Origin of the sequence: Saccharopolyspora rhizosphaerae (assembly GCF_003931915.1) — a bacterium.
GTDB lineage: Bacteria > Actinomycetota > Actinomycetes > Mycobacteriales > Pseudonocardiaceae > Saccharopolyspora > Saccharopolyspora rhizosphaerae.
Genome location: NZ_RSAA01000014.1, coordinates 144,130 through 157,823, shown reverse-complemented (window position 1 = coordinate 157,823; position 13,694 = coordinate 144,130). Strand labels below are relative to the sequence as shown.

The 13,694-nt window shown below is 70.9% G+C and carries 13 protein-coding genes; 8 read left to right on the top strand and 5 right to left on the bottom strand.

Going from position 1 to position 13,694, the window contains the following annotated elements; genetic code table 11:
* Positions 1 to 48: 48 nt before the first annotated feature.
* Together dapB and EIL87_RS13785 are read left to right on the top strand one after the other, a co-directional pair.
* Complete coding sequence (gene dapB, locus EIL87_RS13790) at positions 49 to 792, top strand: 4-hydroxy-tetrahydrodipicolinate reductase (protein ID WP_267898846.1); 744 nt, start codon at positions 49 to 51, stop codon at positions 790 to 792.
* Between the two features lies 1 nt (position 793).
* Positions 794 to 1,255: a hypothetical protein gene (locus EIL87_RS13785; protein ID WP_125090916.1), complete on the top strand. Its 462-nt coding sequence runs from the start codon at positions 794 to 796 to the stop codon at positions 1,253 to 1,255.
* A gap of 3 nt (positions 1,256 to 1,258) precedes the next feature.
* Here EIL87_RS13785 and EIL87_RS13780 read toward each other — a convergent pair whose 3' ends face one another.
* Positions 1,259 to 2,437 (bottom strand): FAD-dependent monooxygenase, encoded by a 1,179-nt coding sequence (locus tag EIL87_RS13780; protein ID WP_125090914.1) that lies wholly within the window; start codon positions 2,435 to 2,437, stop codon positions 1,259 to 1,261.
* A 594-nt stretch (positions 2,438 to 3,031) separates the two neighbouring features.
* Between EIL87_RS13780 and EIL87_RS13770 the strand changes: the two genes are divergently transcribed.
* The 5 genes from EIL87_RS13770 (at position 3,032) to EIL87_RS13750 (ending at position 8,445) form a co-directional block, all read left to right on the top strand.
* On the top strand, positions 3,032 to 4,852 hold the full coding sequence (locus EIL87_RS13770; RefSeq protein ID WP_233576231.1) for a selenium-binding family protein: 1,821 nt from the start codon (positions 3,032 to 3,034) through the stop codon (positions 4,850 to 4,852).
* Between the two features lie 138 nt (positions 4,853 to 4,990).
* Positions 4,991 to 6,631 (top strand): hypothetical protein, encoded by a 1,641-nt coding sequence (locus EIL87_RS13765; protein ID WP_199740406.1) that lies wholly within the window; start codon positions 4,991 to 4,993, stop codon positions 6,629 to 6,631.
* Between the two features lie 8 nt (positions 6,632 to 6,639).
* Positions 6,640 to 7,878, top strand: coding sequence for a YeeE/YedE family protein (locus EIL87_RS13760; protein WP_125090912.1), 1,239 nt, complete (start codon positions 6,640 to 6,642; stop codon positions 7,876 to 7,878).
* Positions 7,879 to 7,925: 47 nt separating this feature from the next.
* Positions 7,926 to 8,117, top strand: a complete 192-nt coding sequence (locus EIL87_RS13755; protein ID WP_125090910.1) for a hypothetical protein — start codon at positions 7,926 to 7,928, stop codon at positions 8,115 to 8,117.
* 64 nt (positions 8,118 to 8,181) lie between these two features.
* Complete coding sequence (locus tag EIL87_RS13750; protein ID WP_125090908.1) at positions 8,182 to 8,445, top strand: hypothetical protein; 264 nt, start codon at positions 8,182 to 8,184, stop codon at positions 8,443 to 8,445.
* Positions 8,446 to 9,433: 988 nt separating this feature from the next.
* On the opposite strand, the gene EIL87_RS13745 is transcribed toward EIL87_RS13750, so the two are convergent.
* Positions 9,434 to 9,925 carry a VTT domain-containing protein gene (locus tag EIL87_RS13745; RefSeq protein WP_233576230.1) on the bottom strand — a complete coding sequence of 164 codons (492 nt, stop codon included), beginning with the start codon at positions 9,923 to 9,925 and terminating at the stop codon, positions 9,434 to 9,436.
* A 20-nt stretch (positions 9,926 to 9,945) separates the two neighbouring features.
* Positions 9,946 to 10,509 (bottom strand): GNAT family N-acetyltransferase, encoded by a 564-nt coding sequence (locus EIL87_RS13740; protein WP_125090906.1) that lies wholly within the window; start codon positions 10,507 to 10,509, stop codon positions 9,946 to 9,948.
* Between the two features lie 276 nt (positions 10,510 to 10,785).
* Between EIL87_RS13740 and EIL87_RS13735 the strand changes: the two genes are divergently transcribed.
* Positions 10,786 to 12,009 carry a winged helix-turn-helix domain-containing protein gene (locus EIL87_RS13735; protein ID WP_125090904.1) on the top strand — a complete coding sequence of 408 codons (1,224 nt, stop codon included), beginning with the start codon at positions 10,786 to 10,788 and terminating at the stop codon, positions 12,007 to 12,009.
* A gap of 6 nt (positions 12,010 to 12,015) precedes the next feature.
* On the opposite strand, the gene EIL87_RS13730 is transcribed toward EIL87_RS13735, so the two are convergent.
* Both EIL87_RS13730 and EIL87_RS13725 read right to left on the bottom strand, forming a co-directional pair.
* Positions 12,016 to 12,999, bottom strand: coding sequence for a DUF4097 family beta strand repeat-containing protein (locus tag EIL87_RS13730; protein ID WP_158628639.1), 984 nt, complete (start codon positions 12,997 to 12,999; stop codon positions 12,016 to 12,018).
* A gap of 28 nt (positions 13,000 to 13,027) precedes the next feature.
* Positions 13,028 to 13,660, bottom strand: a complete 633-nt coding sequence (locus EIL87_RS13725; protein ID WP_125090902.1) for a toxin-antitoxin system HicB family antitoxin — start codon at positions 13,658 to 13,660, stop codon at positions 13,028 to 13,030.
* Positions 13,661 to 13,694: the final 34 nt, after the last annotated feature.

The following is a 13,694-nucleotide window of genomic DNA, read 5'->3' as shown; positions in this document are numbered from 1 at the left end:
TGCCTAGACTCCGGGTGTGCAGCGTCGGTGCGGAGAGGTGTTTCCACGGTGATCAAGGTTGGTGTGCTGGGCGCCCGCGGGCGGATGGGTTCCGAGGCCGTGCGAGCCGTCGGCGAGGCGGCCGACACCGAACTCGTCGCCGAGGTCGACCAGGACGACCCCATCGAGCGGCTCGTCGAGTCCGGTGCGCAGGTCGCGGTCGACCTGACCCACCCCGACTCGGTGCTGAACAACATCAAGTTCTGCGTCGACAACGGCATCAACGTCGTCGTCGGCACCAGCGGTCTCGGCCCGGCCGAGCTGGACTCCATCCGCTCCTGGCTGGCCGACAAGCCGCAGGTCGGCGTGATCGTCGCGCCGAACTTCGCGATCGGCGCGGTCCTGTCGATGCGGTTCGCCGAGCTGGCGGCCAAGTACTTCGACTCGGCCGAGATCGTCGAGCTGCACCACCCGAAGAAGGCTGACGCGCCCTCGGGCACCGCGGCCCGCACCGCGCACGTCATCGGCAAGGCGCGCGAGGAGGCGGGACTCGGCGCGATGCCCGACGCGACCACGAAGGACCCGGACGGCGCTCGCGGCGCCGAGGTCGACGGCGTCCACGTGCACGCCGTGCGGATGACTGGGCTCGTCGCGCACCAGGAGGTGCTGTTCGGCACCGAGGGCGAGACCCTCACCATCCGGCACGACTCCTACGACCGCCGCTCGTTCATGCCGGGCGTGCTGCTGGGCATCCGGGAGGTCCCCAGCCGTCCGGGGCTGACGGTGGGCCTCGACGTGCTGATGGGCATTTGAGGTGACCAAGCTCCTGACCGGGCGGAACGCCGCGTTCCTGGTCGCGCTGGTGCTGCTGGTCTACCTGGTGCTGATGAGCGGCCGCGCGATCACGATGATCACCAGCGGCCACCCGGTCTTCATCGTGCTGGGCGCGGCGATCCTGGTCTTCCCCGTGCTGGGCGCGGTGTTGGTCGCCGACCAGCTGCGCTTCGGCGCGTCCACCGAGCGGCTGGCCCGCAGGCTCGACGACGAGGGCGCGTTGCCGGACGTCTCGCACCTGCCTCGGCGGCCCTCCGGCCGGGTCGAGCAGGACGCGGCCGACGAGTGGTTCGACGCCAAGCAGGCCGAGCTGGAGGCCGAACCGCAGGACTGGCGGCGCTGGTTCGCCCTCGCCCAGGCCTACGACCTCGCCGGTGACCGCAACCGCGGCCGCAAGGCGATGCGCAAGGCCATCGACCTGGAGCGCGACGACAAGTCCTGAGCTTCAGCCCGACGCCTCGGCGACGGCTTCGGCGTCGTGGCCGTGGATCCACTGGAGCGTCTCGTGGATGGCGGCGAGCCGTTCGTCGCGCGCCTCGGCGTCCGGGCCGTCGGGCAGGTGCAGCAGCTCGGAGGCCACCCACGAGCTGCGCTGGACCGAGCGGGTGCGCGCCCGGCGCAAGCTCTCGTAGCGCGGCAGCGCCTGGTGCGGCTCGTAGCGGTGCAGCAGCGACGCGAGCGTGGCCGCGTCCTCGATGGTCTGGTTCGCGCCCTGCCCGTGGTGCGGGAGCATCGCGTGCACGGCGTCGCCGAGCAGCACGACCCCGTCCCGGTGCCAGCGCTGGAGCGGTCGTTGCCCGAACAGCGCCCACCGCTTGTGCAGACCGGTCGCCACCACCTCCCGCACACCGGGGTGCCACCCGTCGAAGGGCGCGCAGAGCTGGTCGGGGGAGATGTCCTGGACCCAGCTGGAACCCGGCCACTGCGCCGGCTCGTCGACCACGGCCAGGAAGTTGACCAACGACCCGTCGCCGATCGGGTAGTGCAGCAGGTGAGCGCCCGGGCCCATCCAGAACTGGAGGGCGCCGGGATCGGGCACCGAAGGGATCGAGCCGACCGGGACCAGGCCGCGAAAACCGCTGGTGCCGGAGTACACCGCCGGGTCGTCCTCGGTGACCCACCTGCGCACCGCGGAGTGCACCCCGTCCGCGCCGACGACGAGATCCGCGTGCGCCGTGGCTCCGTGGGCGAAGACCAGCTCGTAGCCCTCGGCCTTCGCCGACAGGTCGACCAGTCGGTGGTCGAGGCGGAGGGCGTCCTCCCCGCAGGCCTCCGCCAAGGCGATCTGGAGGTCGGCGCGGTGCACCCCGTAGTACGGAGCGCCGAAGCGCGCGGCGTAGTCGTCGCCGACCCGGTAGGAGACCACGCGGTCACCGGTGCGCCAGTCGCGGTAGACCAGCTCGGTCGGCACGGCGCTGCATGCCGCCAGCCGGTCCCGCAGGCCGAGGGAGTGCAGCACGCGCGTCCCGTTGGCCGAGAGGGCCACCGCCGCACCGACTTCGCGCAGCTCGAGCACCTGTTCGTAGACGGTCGCCGCGATGCCCCGGCGTCGCAGCGCCACGGCCAGCGTGAGTCCGCCGATGCCCGCCCCGACGATCGCGACCGGTGTTGACCTTCTCGGCATGGCCACCTCTGGCAGTCGACTGGAGCGCACCGACCGGTGCGTCGTTCGCACGGTAGCCGGGCGGACCGGTCAACGGCAGGCCCCGCGAGGTCGACCGCGCTGGCGTCACCCGCTTCGCGCGCGGCACCGCTCATCCTCGGGCCGAGGGTCCGGAACCGGCGTCGAGCCGACACGAATCCCGGGGCGAGGAGCGGGGTCTCACCGCGCTGGCGGGAGCGGAAAAGCGGTCACTCTAGTTCCGCTTGCACCACGAGCATACCGCTGTTCGGGCTACCGGGTGGTCTTACCAGGCGGTTCACAGGATCTTCTGGGTCCTGATCTCAGCAATTGGTTGATCGTTGACACCAGGTGGGCACTTCTTGATTATTGCTGGCATGTCCAGGTTCGCCTGTCTGGTGGCTCGCCTGCATGTCGATCTCCGGCATCAGGCCAGCGCTCTGTGTCACGCCTGAGGACCCTCTTCTCCCGCCGCTGTTAGGCGCTTCTCCCTCTCCGAGCAGTCCACGACGAAACGCGTCCGGTCGCTGCGCGCCTTCCGGACGTGCTGCTTCGTCGTGCCCAATTTCGGAATTCTCCACGAAAACCGGAGCACACATGAAAAAGAGTCTTCGAAGGCTGCCCACCGGGCTGGCCGCGTTGGCCGTGGCGGTCAGCGCGGTCACGCTACCGGTGCCCGACGCCAACGCCGATGTCGACGTGTCCACGCAGTCCCTCAAGGGAGCGGACGGCAAGGACTACACCATCACCAACCACGTCGACAAGAGTGCGCTGGAGAAGTCCACGTCGGACGGAAAGCCCAAGGAGTGGCTGGTCGTCTGGGCGGGCGACGAGAACATCGCGGACACCGTGGTTCCCGACGTCCGCAACCTGCCCGGCTCGCTGGCCGGTGGCACCGGAAAGGCCGCGAACGCCCTGCCAGGACCGGACTTCCTCGCGGTCATCGACGCGACGAAGGGATCACCCGGTTACGGCCAGGTGGTCAACACGATCACCGTCGGACCGCTGGTGGAGAACGAGCCGCACCACATGCAGTACGTGTGGCACAAGGGCGACACCATCTACGCGGGGTCGCTCTTCCTCGGCGCCACCTACGCCTTCGACGTCTCGGCGCTGCCGAACGTCAAGCTCAAGGGGATCAGCCTGCCGACCCAGACCCTGGGTGGATCCGTCCCCGACGCGTACTGGACGCTCAAGGACGGCACCGCCTACGCGACCTACATGGGTGGTCCGGTCGTCCCCGGCCCGTACCGGTACTCGGACGGTTCGGTGCACCTGGGCAACGGTTTCGCCGGAAGCCCCGGCGAGGTCGTGCGGTTCGACCAGAACGCGCAAGTGCTCTCCGAATCCCCGGCAGCGACTCCGGGCGGGGACAACGCCAAGCTGTGCGACAACCTGCCGCGGATCGGTACGCCGACCTGCGCCAACCCGCACGGCATCCAGGCCCGCGAGGACCTGAACACGCTGGTGACCTCGGACTACGCCGAGCCGCGCAACATCATCCTCGACCCGGTGAAGGCCCCATCGCCGTACCTGCGGCGGCCGACCGTGCGGACCTGGGACATCTCGGACCGCAACCACCCGAAGCTCAAGTCGGTCTCGTACCTCCCGGACGGTCCGCGGGCCAACCCGAAGGACCCGCTGCACAACGAAAGCCGTGCGGCCATGGAGACCACGGTGACCAACCTGCCCGGTCACAAGGGCGCGTTCGCGCAGACCATGCAGGGCGGTGCGGTGTTCTACACGCCGGACATCACCGCGCCGGAACCGCACTGGCGTCAGGTGTTCGACGACGGAGCCGCGTCCGTGAACTTCGACCCGGCCAACGACGCCAACGGCGGCAGCTCCAACGGCGGCTGGATGCAGACCAGTCCTGACGACCGGTTCCTGTACCGGGCCATCCAGGGCCGCGCCCCGGGGACCTTCGGCAAGGACGACCCCGGCACCACAGGTGGTGTGTACACACTGGACGTCCAGAAGCTGGTCAACGCCGGCGACGACTACCAGTGCAACATCGACACCATCGAGGAGTCGGAGCAGGGCGGCACCGAGTCCGACTGCCCGACGCTGGCCGGCACCACGCCGATCAACCCGGGCATCGCGGCTGCTGGACCGCACTGGGGCGCCTACGACAACTTCACGTTGGGCCCCGACGGCAAGTACGGCGAAACGCAGACCCCGGGACGGCTCGCGGTGTCGAACTACTTCGTCGCGCGGACCGGCAACGACGGTGACCACAAGGTCAACATGGTCAACCTCGGCCCGGACGGGAAGGTTTCGGTCGACGACACGTTCCGCGACGAGGTGACCGGCGAAGTCGGCATCAACTTCAACCGGCGGTCCTGGCCGCACGGTGAGTTCGGCAACGCCAAACCGCACTCGGAGCTGTTCGTCGTGTCCGAGGAGCACCTGAAGTAAGTCCTCGGGCAGAGGCCAGACCCTGGACGCAGTGGCGAACCGGGTGGCCGCCGTCCCGCGGCGGCCACCCACCCGCGCCCCGCCCTCGACGACCTCCACACCGCACGCCCCAGCCCCTTCTTCTCGATGAGAGCGGACATGGAAGACATGCACACCCACACCGGAGTCCCCGGCGTGGACCTCCTCGCGCTGGTGCTGCGCGTGCTGCTGCTGACCGGCACCGCGCTGACCGCCGGGATCGGCCTCCTGCGGGCCGGGGCCGTGATGCGACCGTCGTTCGCCTGGGCCTGCGGTGGTGCCACCGCCGCGCTCGCCGGGCTCTCCGCGGTCCTGCTGCACATCAACACCGGTTTCGCGATCGCGCACGTGGTGCTCGCCCTCGCAGTACCGCTGGCCCTGCGCTGGCGCGGCCCGTCCGCCTTCCTCGGTTTCGGGCTGGCGCTGCTGCTCATCGCCGAAGCCGCGCTCGGCCACACCTCGCTGAACTTCTTCCTCGACACGATCGTCGTCGTCGTCGCCGTCGTCTGGTCCGGTCTCGCGCTGGCCAAGACCTGGAACTCCGACGGCGGGCTGCGGCCACGCCCGATCGCGCTGACCGCCGCCCTCGCGCTCCTCGGCGCCGGGACCGGGCAGCTGCTGCTGTCCGGGCTGTTCGACCGCAGGCTGCTCAGCACCGGCTACGGCATCGCGGTGCTGGTGGTCGTGCTCGGCGCTGCGGTCGTGCTGGCGGTGACCCTGCTCACGCGCGACGACGTGCGCGTCTACCGCTACGGCGCGATCGGGGTGCTCGCCGTCGTCCTCGCCTGGGGCGCCCTGCCCGGCATCCCGCTCCCGCACGACCTGCCGGTGCCCGGCGTCGCCCGGCTGGCGCAGACCGCCGGCACCCCGGTGCTGGTCAGCCCCCACCGCGCCGGGAAGAACCTGGTGCACTTCCCGGAGAGTGCCGGCCAGGGCATCACGGTGAAGCAGGGCGGGACCGTCGCCCGAGCGGTTCCCCGCCCCGGAGCCAGCGGCACGTGGGCCGAGGTCGACCTCCCCGCGGGCCGCAGCGACCTGGTCATCCGCAAGGGCGAGGAGACCGGCACCGTCGACGTCGACACCGGTGAGCTCCCGGAGATCGCAGGCGCTGCCAGGCCCGAATGCGCCAGCGCGGCGCTGGGCGCCCTCGCCGCCGGCGCTCCCACACCCGTGTCCTGCCCGGACACCCAGCTGCTGCCGGAGGACGCCGACGCACTGCGCAAGCACGTCGCCTTCCTCGCCGAGGTGCGGGCCCCGTCCCTCTCGGTCGTGGGTGACGACACACCGCGCAGCAGGGCCGCCGCCGACGTCGTGCGCGAGGAAGCCACCCGCCGCGGCCTACCGGTCAACGACAGTCCCGAGGGCGCGTTGGTGCTGGTGTCCGGCTGGGAGAAGACGTCCCACGTTCTGGAACGAGCCCAGTTCGTGTACGGAATGCACGTCGCGCCCTGGCTGTTGCACGGTCCGGTGGTGACCTCCGCCCCCGGTGTCGCCGTGCCCCTGCGGTTCGACCCCCGGGACCGCGGCGCCCTCACCTACGGGATGACCCAGGCCAGCGCGTTCGGCGACCCGCCATCGCTGTCCGGGTACCGGCAGTGGGCCCGCGCCCGCGGGGAGAGCCTCGCAGGTGAGGTGACCATGTACGCGTCTGCCCAGGTCAACGTGATGCAGATGACTGGACACCAGCACGGCGGCAACCACGGCCAGTGGATCCCGCAGGGAACAATCGTGGCCGTTTCAGGTCCGCTCACGGAGAAGTAGGAGTGCCCATGTCTGTTGTGGAAGCAGGAAGACCTGCCCCGCCGCTGGTGCGCGAGGCCCCGCCCGCGCAACGCGGTGTCGTGGCGATCGGCATCGCGATCGCCGCAGTGCTCGGCGTGGCCGTGCACAGCGTGGCCGGCTGGAAGATGACCGTGCTCTACGCGGTCGGCCTGGCGCTGGGGTTGGTGCTGTTCCACTCCCGGTTCGGCTTCACCTCCGCGTGGCGCCAGCTGATCACGGTCGGGCAGGGACGCGCGATCCGAGCGCACATGCTCATGCTCGGTGTCGCGGCCCTGCTGTTCGCCGGGATCCTCGGAACCGGGTTCTCGCTGTCGGGTGAGCCACAACCCCAGCTGCAGACGGCCGGGCTGGGCGTCGTCTTCGGGGCGTTCCTGTTCGGCGTCGGCATGCAGGTCGGCGGTTCCTGCGCCTCGGGCACGCTCTTCGCGGTCGGCAGCGGCCAGACTGCGATCGTGCTCACCCTCGGCGGATTCATCGTCGGCTCGGTGTTCAGCGCGTTCATCTCGCCGTTCATCAAGAGCGTGCAGAGCATCGGCCCGAAGGTCTCGCTGGCGGACACCCCGCTGGGCTACGCGGGCGGCGTGCTGTTCACGCTGCTCATCATCGGTGCGGTCGTCGGCATCTCGGTGCTGGTGGAGCGGCGGCGCACGCCTCCGCCGATCGGCCAGCCGCCGGTCGCCAAGGGCATCGTCCGCGCGCTGCGCGGTTCCTGGCCGCTGTGGGTCGGTGCGGTGCTGCTGGCCGTGCTCAACGCGGTGACGCTGTTCGTCTCCGGCAACTCCTGGGGCATCACGTCCGCGTTCGGCCTGTGGGGAGCGAAGATCCTCGGCGCCGTCGGCATCGACATCTCCAGCGCGCCGTTCTGGCAGGACCCGGACAACGCCGCGAAGCTCGCCTCGTCGGTGCTCACCGACCGGATCTCGGTGATGGACTTCGGGATCATGATCGGCGCGCTGATCGCCGCTGCGCTGGCCGGCGCGTTCACCCTGCACCGGAAGGTCCCGTGGAAGATGGCCGTCGGCGCGGTCCTCGGCGGGATCTTGATGGGCGTGGGCGCGCGCTTCGCGGGCGGCTGCAACATCGGCGCCTACTTCTCCGGCATCGCCTCGTTCAGCCTGCACGGCTGGCTGTGGGGCGTGATGGCCATCATCGGCACCTACGCCGGTGTCGCGCTGCGCCCACTGTTCGGACTCGGCAACCCGAAGCCCTCGGACGCCGTCTGCTGATCTTCCGCCGGCCGCCGCCGGTGGAGAGCTGTGAGGAGGAAACCACCATGTCTCAGTCCGTCCGTCGCGTCGCCACCACGGTGGTCGTCGCGGTGAGCGCTGCGCTGCTCACCAGCGGTGTTGCCAACGCGGAGTCGATCTGGCTCGTGCCGGGGGTCGACCTAGGGCCGGTGCTCGGCCTGACCGTCCAGCTGCCCACGCAGCTGCTGGCTCCGGTCGTGGACCTGCTGACCCCGTGACCCCCGCTCGGCCCGCTTCGTGGCGCGCACCACGAGGCAGGTCGCTCCGACGAAAGGAACGCAGATGAGCAACACCGCACCCCGCGCCCTCACCGCCTCGCTCCTGGCGGGCGCCGCCCTGTTCACCCTCGCCCCGGCCGCGATGGCGGCCCCGGCACAGGCCGCGCAGGACGGTCCGGCCATCGTCGACGAACCCGACACCGGCGACCTCAACGACAAGTACACCTTCGCCCCGCTCGGCGTGCCGGTCTTCGGCCTGATCGACTCCGTCCTCGGAGTCCCCGGCCGCCTCGGCCTCCCGGACCTGCCCAAGCTCCCGGACTTCTGACCGACCGCCTCTGACCAACCCTTCCCGGACGCCCCCTCGCACCCCACTGCGAGGGGGCGTCCGCCGTTCGGAGAGGGCTGCGACCACGGGGGCTTCGCCGCCGAAGCCGGCCCGCAATTGGCCAGCTGACAGCCGAAGCCTCCCGGAACCCCCAGGCACCGACCGTCGAACCTCGCGAGAAGTTCGACTCCTTGCCCGCCTCGTGGAGGTGAGTCGCCGGAGAGCACGCTCCGCCCTCCGCACCCGAAAGACCTGCGCTTTCAGTGCTCCGGGCCGCGACCCGCGGCTCCCTGCCGTGTCGGCACTCCTGGCCGGTGCGGCTCGGTGGGGTCGAACATCTCGCGAAGTGCGACCCCCGCTTCGGAGCAGGTGGAGCGCCGGAGGTCTGTTGCGCCTTTGGCGCTCGAGAGAACTGCGCTTCCAATGCTCCCTCGAGTCGGGACCGGCCATTCCCCGATGTGTTCGGCATCGGTGGGCCGTTGCGGCTTGGTCGCGACGAACTTCTCGTGACGTTCGACCCCCGGGTCGGACGAGGTGGCCCTGGAGATGTGCTGCACCTTCGGTGCTCGGAAAGCCTGCGCTTTCCAGCGCTCCGCTTCAGCACCGCAGGCGCTCTGCTGTGTTGGCACTGAAGGCCGCGGTTCGGCTGAGTCGACCTTCTCGAGAATTCGACTCCAGCCCGCTTGAGGAAGGTAAGGCGCTGCGAGTTCTGCTCCAGCCTTCGGGGCGCCGCTTTCTTCACTGGTGAGGCATGGCACGAGAACCGCCCCCGGTCATGTCGGCTGACGGGCCTGTCGGGGTGGTGGGACGTCGAACTTCCCGCGAGATCTGATCGCCCGGGCTCCTGGTGTTGGGGCTCCGGTCGCTCCGACATGCGCGGCGGGGTTGTGCCTGCGCTGTGGCTTGCCTGCTCAGTGGATTGTTGGTGGTGAGGCGTGCATCTCGCGAGGTGGTGCTCAGCGCGGGCTGGGGGCGTGTGGTCCGAGTGTCAGAGCCAGGTGGCCATGGCTGCTGGGGCTGCTGCGAGGACTCCGAAGCGGGCGAAGCGGCCGATGAATCCGGTGATCAGGAAGGTCGACACCGGGACCTTGGCCCAGCCGGCGATGACGGCCACCGCCGCGAACGGAGGCAGGCTGGCCACGGCGCTGATCAGCAGGACCGAGCCCGCCCAAACCGGGCGGTTGCGGCAGTTCTCCCGGAACGACTCCAGCCAGGCCCTCCAACGGCCGGGGGAGCTCTTCCCGGACTTCTCGCGGCGCAGGAACCGGGGCAGCCGGATGGCGCCGCGCGCCGCGTAGTAGTGCAAGAGCTTGCCGCCGATCTGGCCGGTGGCGATGACCAGCGCCAGCACCCACCACGGGATCTCCGGCTCCTTCAGCACCAGCCCGATCGCGAACAGTTCGACGCTGATCAACGGGAGCAGTGCGGACGCCACCGAGACACCGAAGGTGGTCGAGAGCAACCCGATGATGGTCAGCACGGTCGGCTCCGGGGCAGGCGTCAGTGGTGCTCGAGCTCGAGGTCCAGCGGACCGGTCAGGCGCATCTCGCGGAGCGGGCGCCCACCCGCGTCCAACGTGCGCACCGTACCGTCCGGGTCCCAGCCCGCAGAGCGGTAGAACGACAACGACGCCGAGTCCGACTCGGGCACCCAGGTGATGCCACGCGTGGCCCCGCGTTCGGTGAACCGGCGGCCCATCGTCGCCAGCAGCCTGCCGGCGTGGCCCCGACGACCCCAGCGCGGCTCCACCAGCAAGGCGCTGACCAGCACAGTCGTCGAGCTGTCTTCCGGCAGCGTGCCGTCGGCGGCGGCCACCTCCGACTCCGGGGCGAGGCCTGCCGCGCAGAAACCCACGGTCCAGCGACCCTCGATCGCGAGCAGCACAGTCGCTGCTCCGGACGTGACGGCCTCTCGCCACTCCTGCTCGGCCTCGGCGGTGTCCAAACCGGCCAGCACGGCCGGCGGGAGCACCTCGGCGTACGCGGTCTCCCACGTCTGGACCTGAATGCGTGCGATCTCGGCGGCATCGGACGCCACTGCTTCGCGCACATCGGCTTCGGCCATGCGCGACAACCTAACGTGCCGCTCGACAACTCCCCTCAGTCAGGGCATCTTCCACGTTCGTCGCCTGGCGGTGCGGGCTGAAAGATCCTAACGGGGGAGCACAGCGCTCCGTAGCTCCGTGCGCCGCTCCCCAAGCATGTCGACGCGGCGTAGGGCCGCTCAGGACCTGAAGTGATGCGAGCTGAGTCCCCGCACCCAGAGCCGCCGCGTCCTCGAAGCACCTGGCGCGCGGTCGTGAGTACCGGAGTGTCGGGGAGTGGTGGCACGATTCCCCAGGTGCAGACCATCAGCAAGGACGTGGCCCGTCGCACGGTGCTGGCAGCGCAGGGCTTCGCCGATCCGCGGCCGCGCGGAGCCGTGACCCGCAGGCACCTCCAGCGCGCTTTGTCCCGGACCAAGCTGCTGCAGCTGGATTCGGTGAACGTCGCGGTCCGCGCCCACTACATGCCGCTGTTCAGCAGGCTCGGCCCGTACCCGGGGGAGCTGGTCGACACCGCTGCGTGGTCACCCACCGCTCGGCAGCCGCGGATGCTCGTCGAGTACTGGGCGCACGAGGCGTCGCTGATCCCGGTCGAGGACTGGTCTCTGCTGCGCTGGCGGATGCGCGAGCACGGCGGCGGGTGGCGCAAGCGTTCCCGCGAGCTGCTGGAGCAGCACCCCGAGCTGATCAACGACGTGCTCAACGCCGTCAAGGAGCTCGGGCCGATCGGTGCGGGGCGGCTGGAGCGCGAGCTCGGCGGAGGCGAGCGGCAGGGCCGCGGTCCGTGGTGGAACCGCACCGACACCAAGCGCGTCTGCGAGCTGCTGTTCGCGATGGGGGAGTTGACCACCGGCACCCGGCGCGGCTTCGAGCGCCTCTACGACCTGCCGGAGCGCGTGCTGCCTGCGGAGGTCCTCGCCCACGAGCCCGAGGACGCTGAAGCGGTGCGCGGGTTGGTGGAGCGCTCAGCCGAAGCGCTGGGCGTCGGGACCGAGGCCGATCTGCGCGACTACTACCGGCTGTCCCCGGAGCAGTCGAAGCAGGCCGTCGCCGAGCTCGTCGATGACGGCGTGCTGGAGCCGGTGGCGGGGCGCGGATGGCGTCAGACCGCCTACCGGCACGCGGAGGCTCGTACTCCGCGGGCGATCACCGGCAGGGCCCTGTTGTCCCCGTTCGACCCGCTGATCTGGGAACGCGCGCGGACCGAGAGGCTCTTCGGCTTCCGCTACCGCATCGAGATCTACGTCCCGGAAGCCCAGCGGCAGTACGGCTACTACGTCTTCCCCTTCCTGCTCGACGGTGAGCTCGTCGCCCGCGTCGACCTCAAGGCCGACCGGGCGGCCGGAGTGCTGCGGGTGCCCGGGGCCTTCCTGGAACCCGGTCGCGACGCCGGCCGCGTCGGGCCCGAGCTGGCCGCCTCGCTGCGCGAGATGGCGGCCTGGCTCGGGCTCGACGACGTCGTGGCCGGCGAACGCGGCGATCTGGTCCGCCCGCTCCAGGCCGCACTCGCGGCGGGGTAGCGGCGATCAGCCCGCGGTGGTCAGCACCGCGTCACCACTGCCGGTGCGGCCGAAGACCCGCAGCGTCGGCTCGGCCTCCGGTGGTTGCTCGGCGACGTCCAGCTCGCTGCGCGCGGTGCCCGTCGTCGAGGTCAGATCGACCTCGGCGGCCGTGCCGCGGTGGACCGACACCTGCAGCTCACCGGACCCGCTGATGAGCTCGACCTGGCCGTCCACGGCGTCGGCCACGGTGATGTCACCGCTCCCGGTGCGCACCAGCACGTCGGCCGAGACTTCGCCGAGCCAGATCGCTCCGGAGCCGTTGACCACCGAGGAGGGCGCCCCGATGGCGCCGACCTCGATGTCACCTCGCCCGGAGCGCGCGTGCACGCCTCCGCGCATGCTGCCCAGCCGGACGGGGCCGGAACCGCTGCGCACGGTGGCCCGGTCAGTCGCTTCCTCGACCGAGACCGTGCCCGTGCCGCCCTGCACGGAGACCTTGCCCGCGGCGCCGCTCACGGAGACCTCGGCGGAGCCGGTCTGCACGCCGACCTCGGAGCCGACCGGTGCCGTCACCCGCACCGCCAGCGGGACCCCGCGCAGCGGCCCGTTCGTCGGCGCCCGCACGACGAGCCGGTTGCCGCTCAGGTCGATCCGCGTGCGGCGCACCACCTCGGTGATCGGCGCCTGCGGCAGGTTGCCCAGGTCGAAGCCGCCGCGCCCGCCGGCCTGCGCGGCGGTGCCGAACTGCTCGCTGACCCAGCTCAGCAGTCCGGAGAGCCCGTTCTGCCAGTCCTGCCCGGCCGCCGACGTGGCGTGCCGGACCTCGACGTGCGTCACCGCCGTCTCGCCCAGCTCGACCACGACCGAACCGCGGTGGGTGCCGATGTCCATCCGGACCGGGCCGTCGGTGTCGAAGTCCTGGCTGCGCAGCAGGTCAGTCAGTTCTTCCTCGGACTCGGACCACTCCCGGCTCAGGTCCGGGTCCTCGGGTGAGTCGTCCTTGCTCATACAAGCCGCCTTTCCACCGTTCGGCCGCTCAGCCCTGCACCCAACCGCGCACGCGGGAGCCGCCGCCTTCGCCGCCGGGCCAGCCGCCGAAGCCGGGGCCGTCCCACGGGCCGCCGCGACCGCCACGCCCGTGGCCACCGTGCGAGTGACCGTGCCCGTGACCGCCGTGCCCATGACCAGGCCGTCCACGCCGCGGCCGGTCCCAGGGGCCACCACGGCCGCGTCCCTGCAGAGCGCCTTGCACCGCTTGCGAGACGAAGGTGTTCAGCGACACGCCCTGGGCGGACGCGGCCTGCTCGGCCTGGGACTTGATCTCTTCCACCAGCCGCAGGGTGATGCGGCTGATGTCGCCGTTGTCGCCGCTGGGGGGCGGTGGTGGAGGAGGTTCGGCCTCCTCGTCGGAGGCGGGCGGCGGTGGGCTGCTGCCGCTGACCACGACGCGGACGTCGCGGCCGTCCAACCGCAGGTCCACCACCTGGCCGTCGAGGTTCGTCGTGACCTCGGCTGCGAGGTCCGACAGCGCGTTCATGATCGCCAGCCGCGCGGCCGGCTCGATCGCGCCGGACAGCACCGCCGCGGTCTGCCGCGTCTGGTCGTCGCCGGCGGCAGCGGCGGAGGTGAGGTCTTCGCGGAGCTGGTCGATGTAGGGGTTCAAGTCCATGACACCACGATGCCGCCAGAAGTGACGTCATGCA

What these genes read in the sequence shown, in the direction of transcription:
- EIL87_RS13780 (WP_125090914.1), bottom strand. Translation starts at nt 2,437, where the DNA reads ATGCCGAGAAGGTCAACACCGGTCGCGATCGTCGGGGCGGGCATCGGC.
- EIL87_RS13770 (WP_233576231.1), top strand. Translation starts at nt 3,032, where the DNA reads ATGAAAAAGAGTCTTCGAAGGCTGCCCACCGGGCTGGCCGCGTTGGCC.
- EIL87_RS13765 (WP_199740406.1), top strand. Translation starts at nt 4,991, where the DNA reads ATGGAAGACATGCACACCCACACCGGAGTCCCCGGCGTGGACCTCCTC.
- EIL87_RS13760 (WP_125090912.1), top strand. Translation starts at nt 6,640, where the DNA reads ATGTCTGTTGTGGAAGCAGGAAGACCTGCCCCGCCGCTGGTGCGCGAG.
- EIL87_RS13755 (WP_125090910.1), top strand. Translation starts at nt 7,926, where the DNA reads ATGTCTCAGTCCGTCCGTCGCGTCGCCACCACGGTGGTCGTCGCGGTG.
- EIL87_RS13750 (WP_125090908.1), top strand. Translation starts at nt 8,182, where the DNA reads ATGAGCAACACCGCACCCCGCGCCCTCACCGCCTCGCTCCTGGCGGGC.
- EIL87_RS13740 (WP_125090906.1), bottom strand. Translation starts at nt 10,509, where the DNA reads ATGGCCGAAGCCGATGTGCGCGAAGCAGTGGCGTCCGATGCCGCCGAG.
- EIL87_RS13730 (WP_158628639.1), bottom strand. Translation starts at nt 12,999, where the DNA reads ATGAGCAAGGACGACTCACCCGAGGACCCGGACCTGAGCCGGGAGTGG.
- EIL87_RS13725 (WP_125090902.1), bottom strand. Translation starts at nt 13,660, where the DNA reads ATGGACTTGAACCCCTACATCGACCAGCTCCGCGAAGACCTCACCTCC.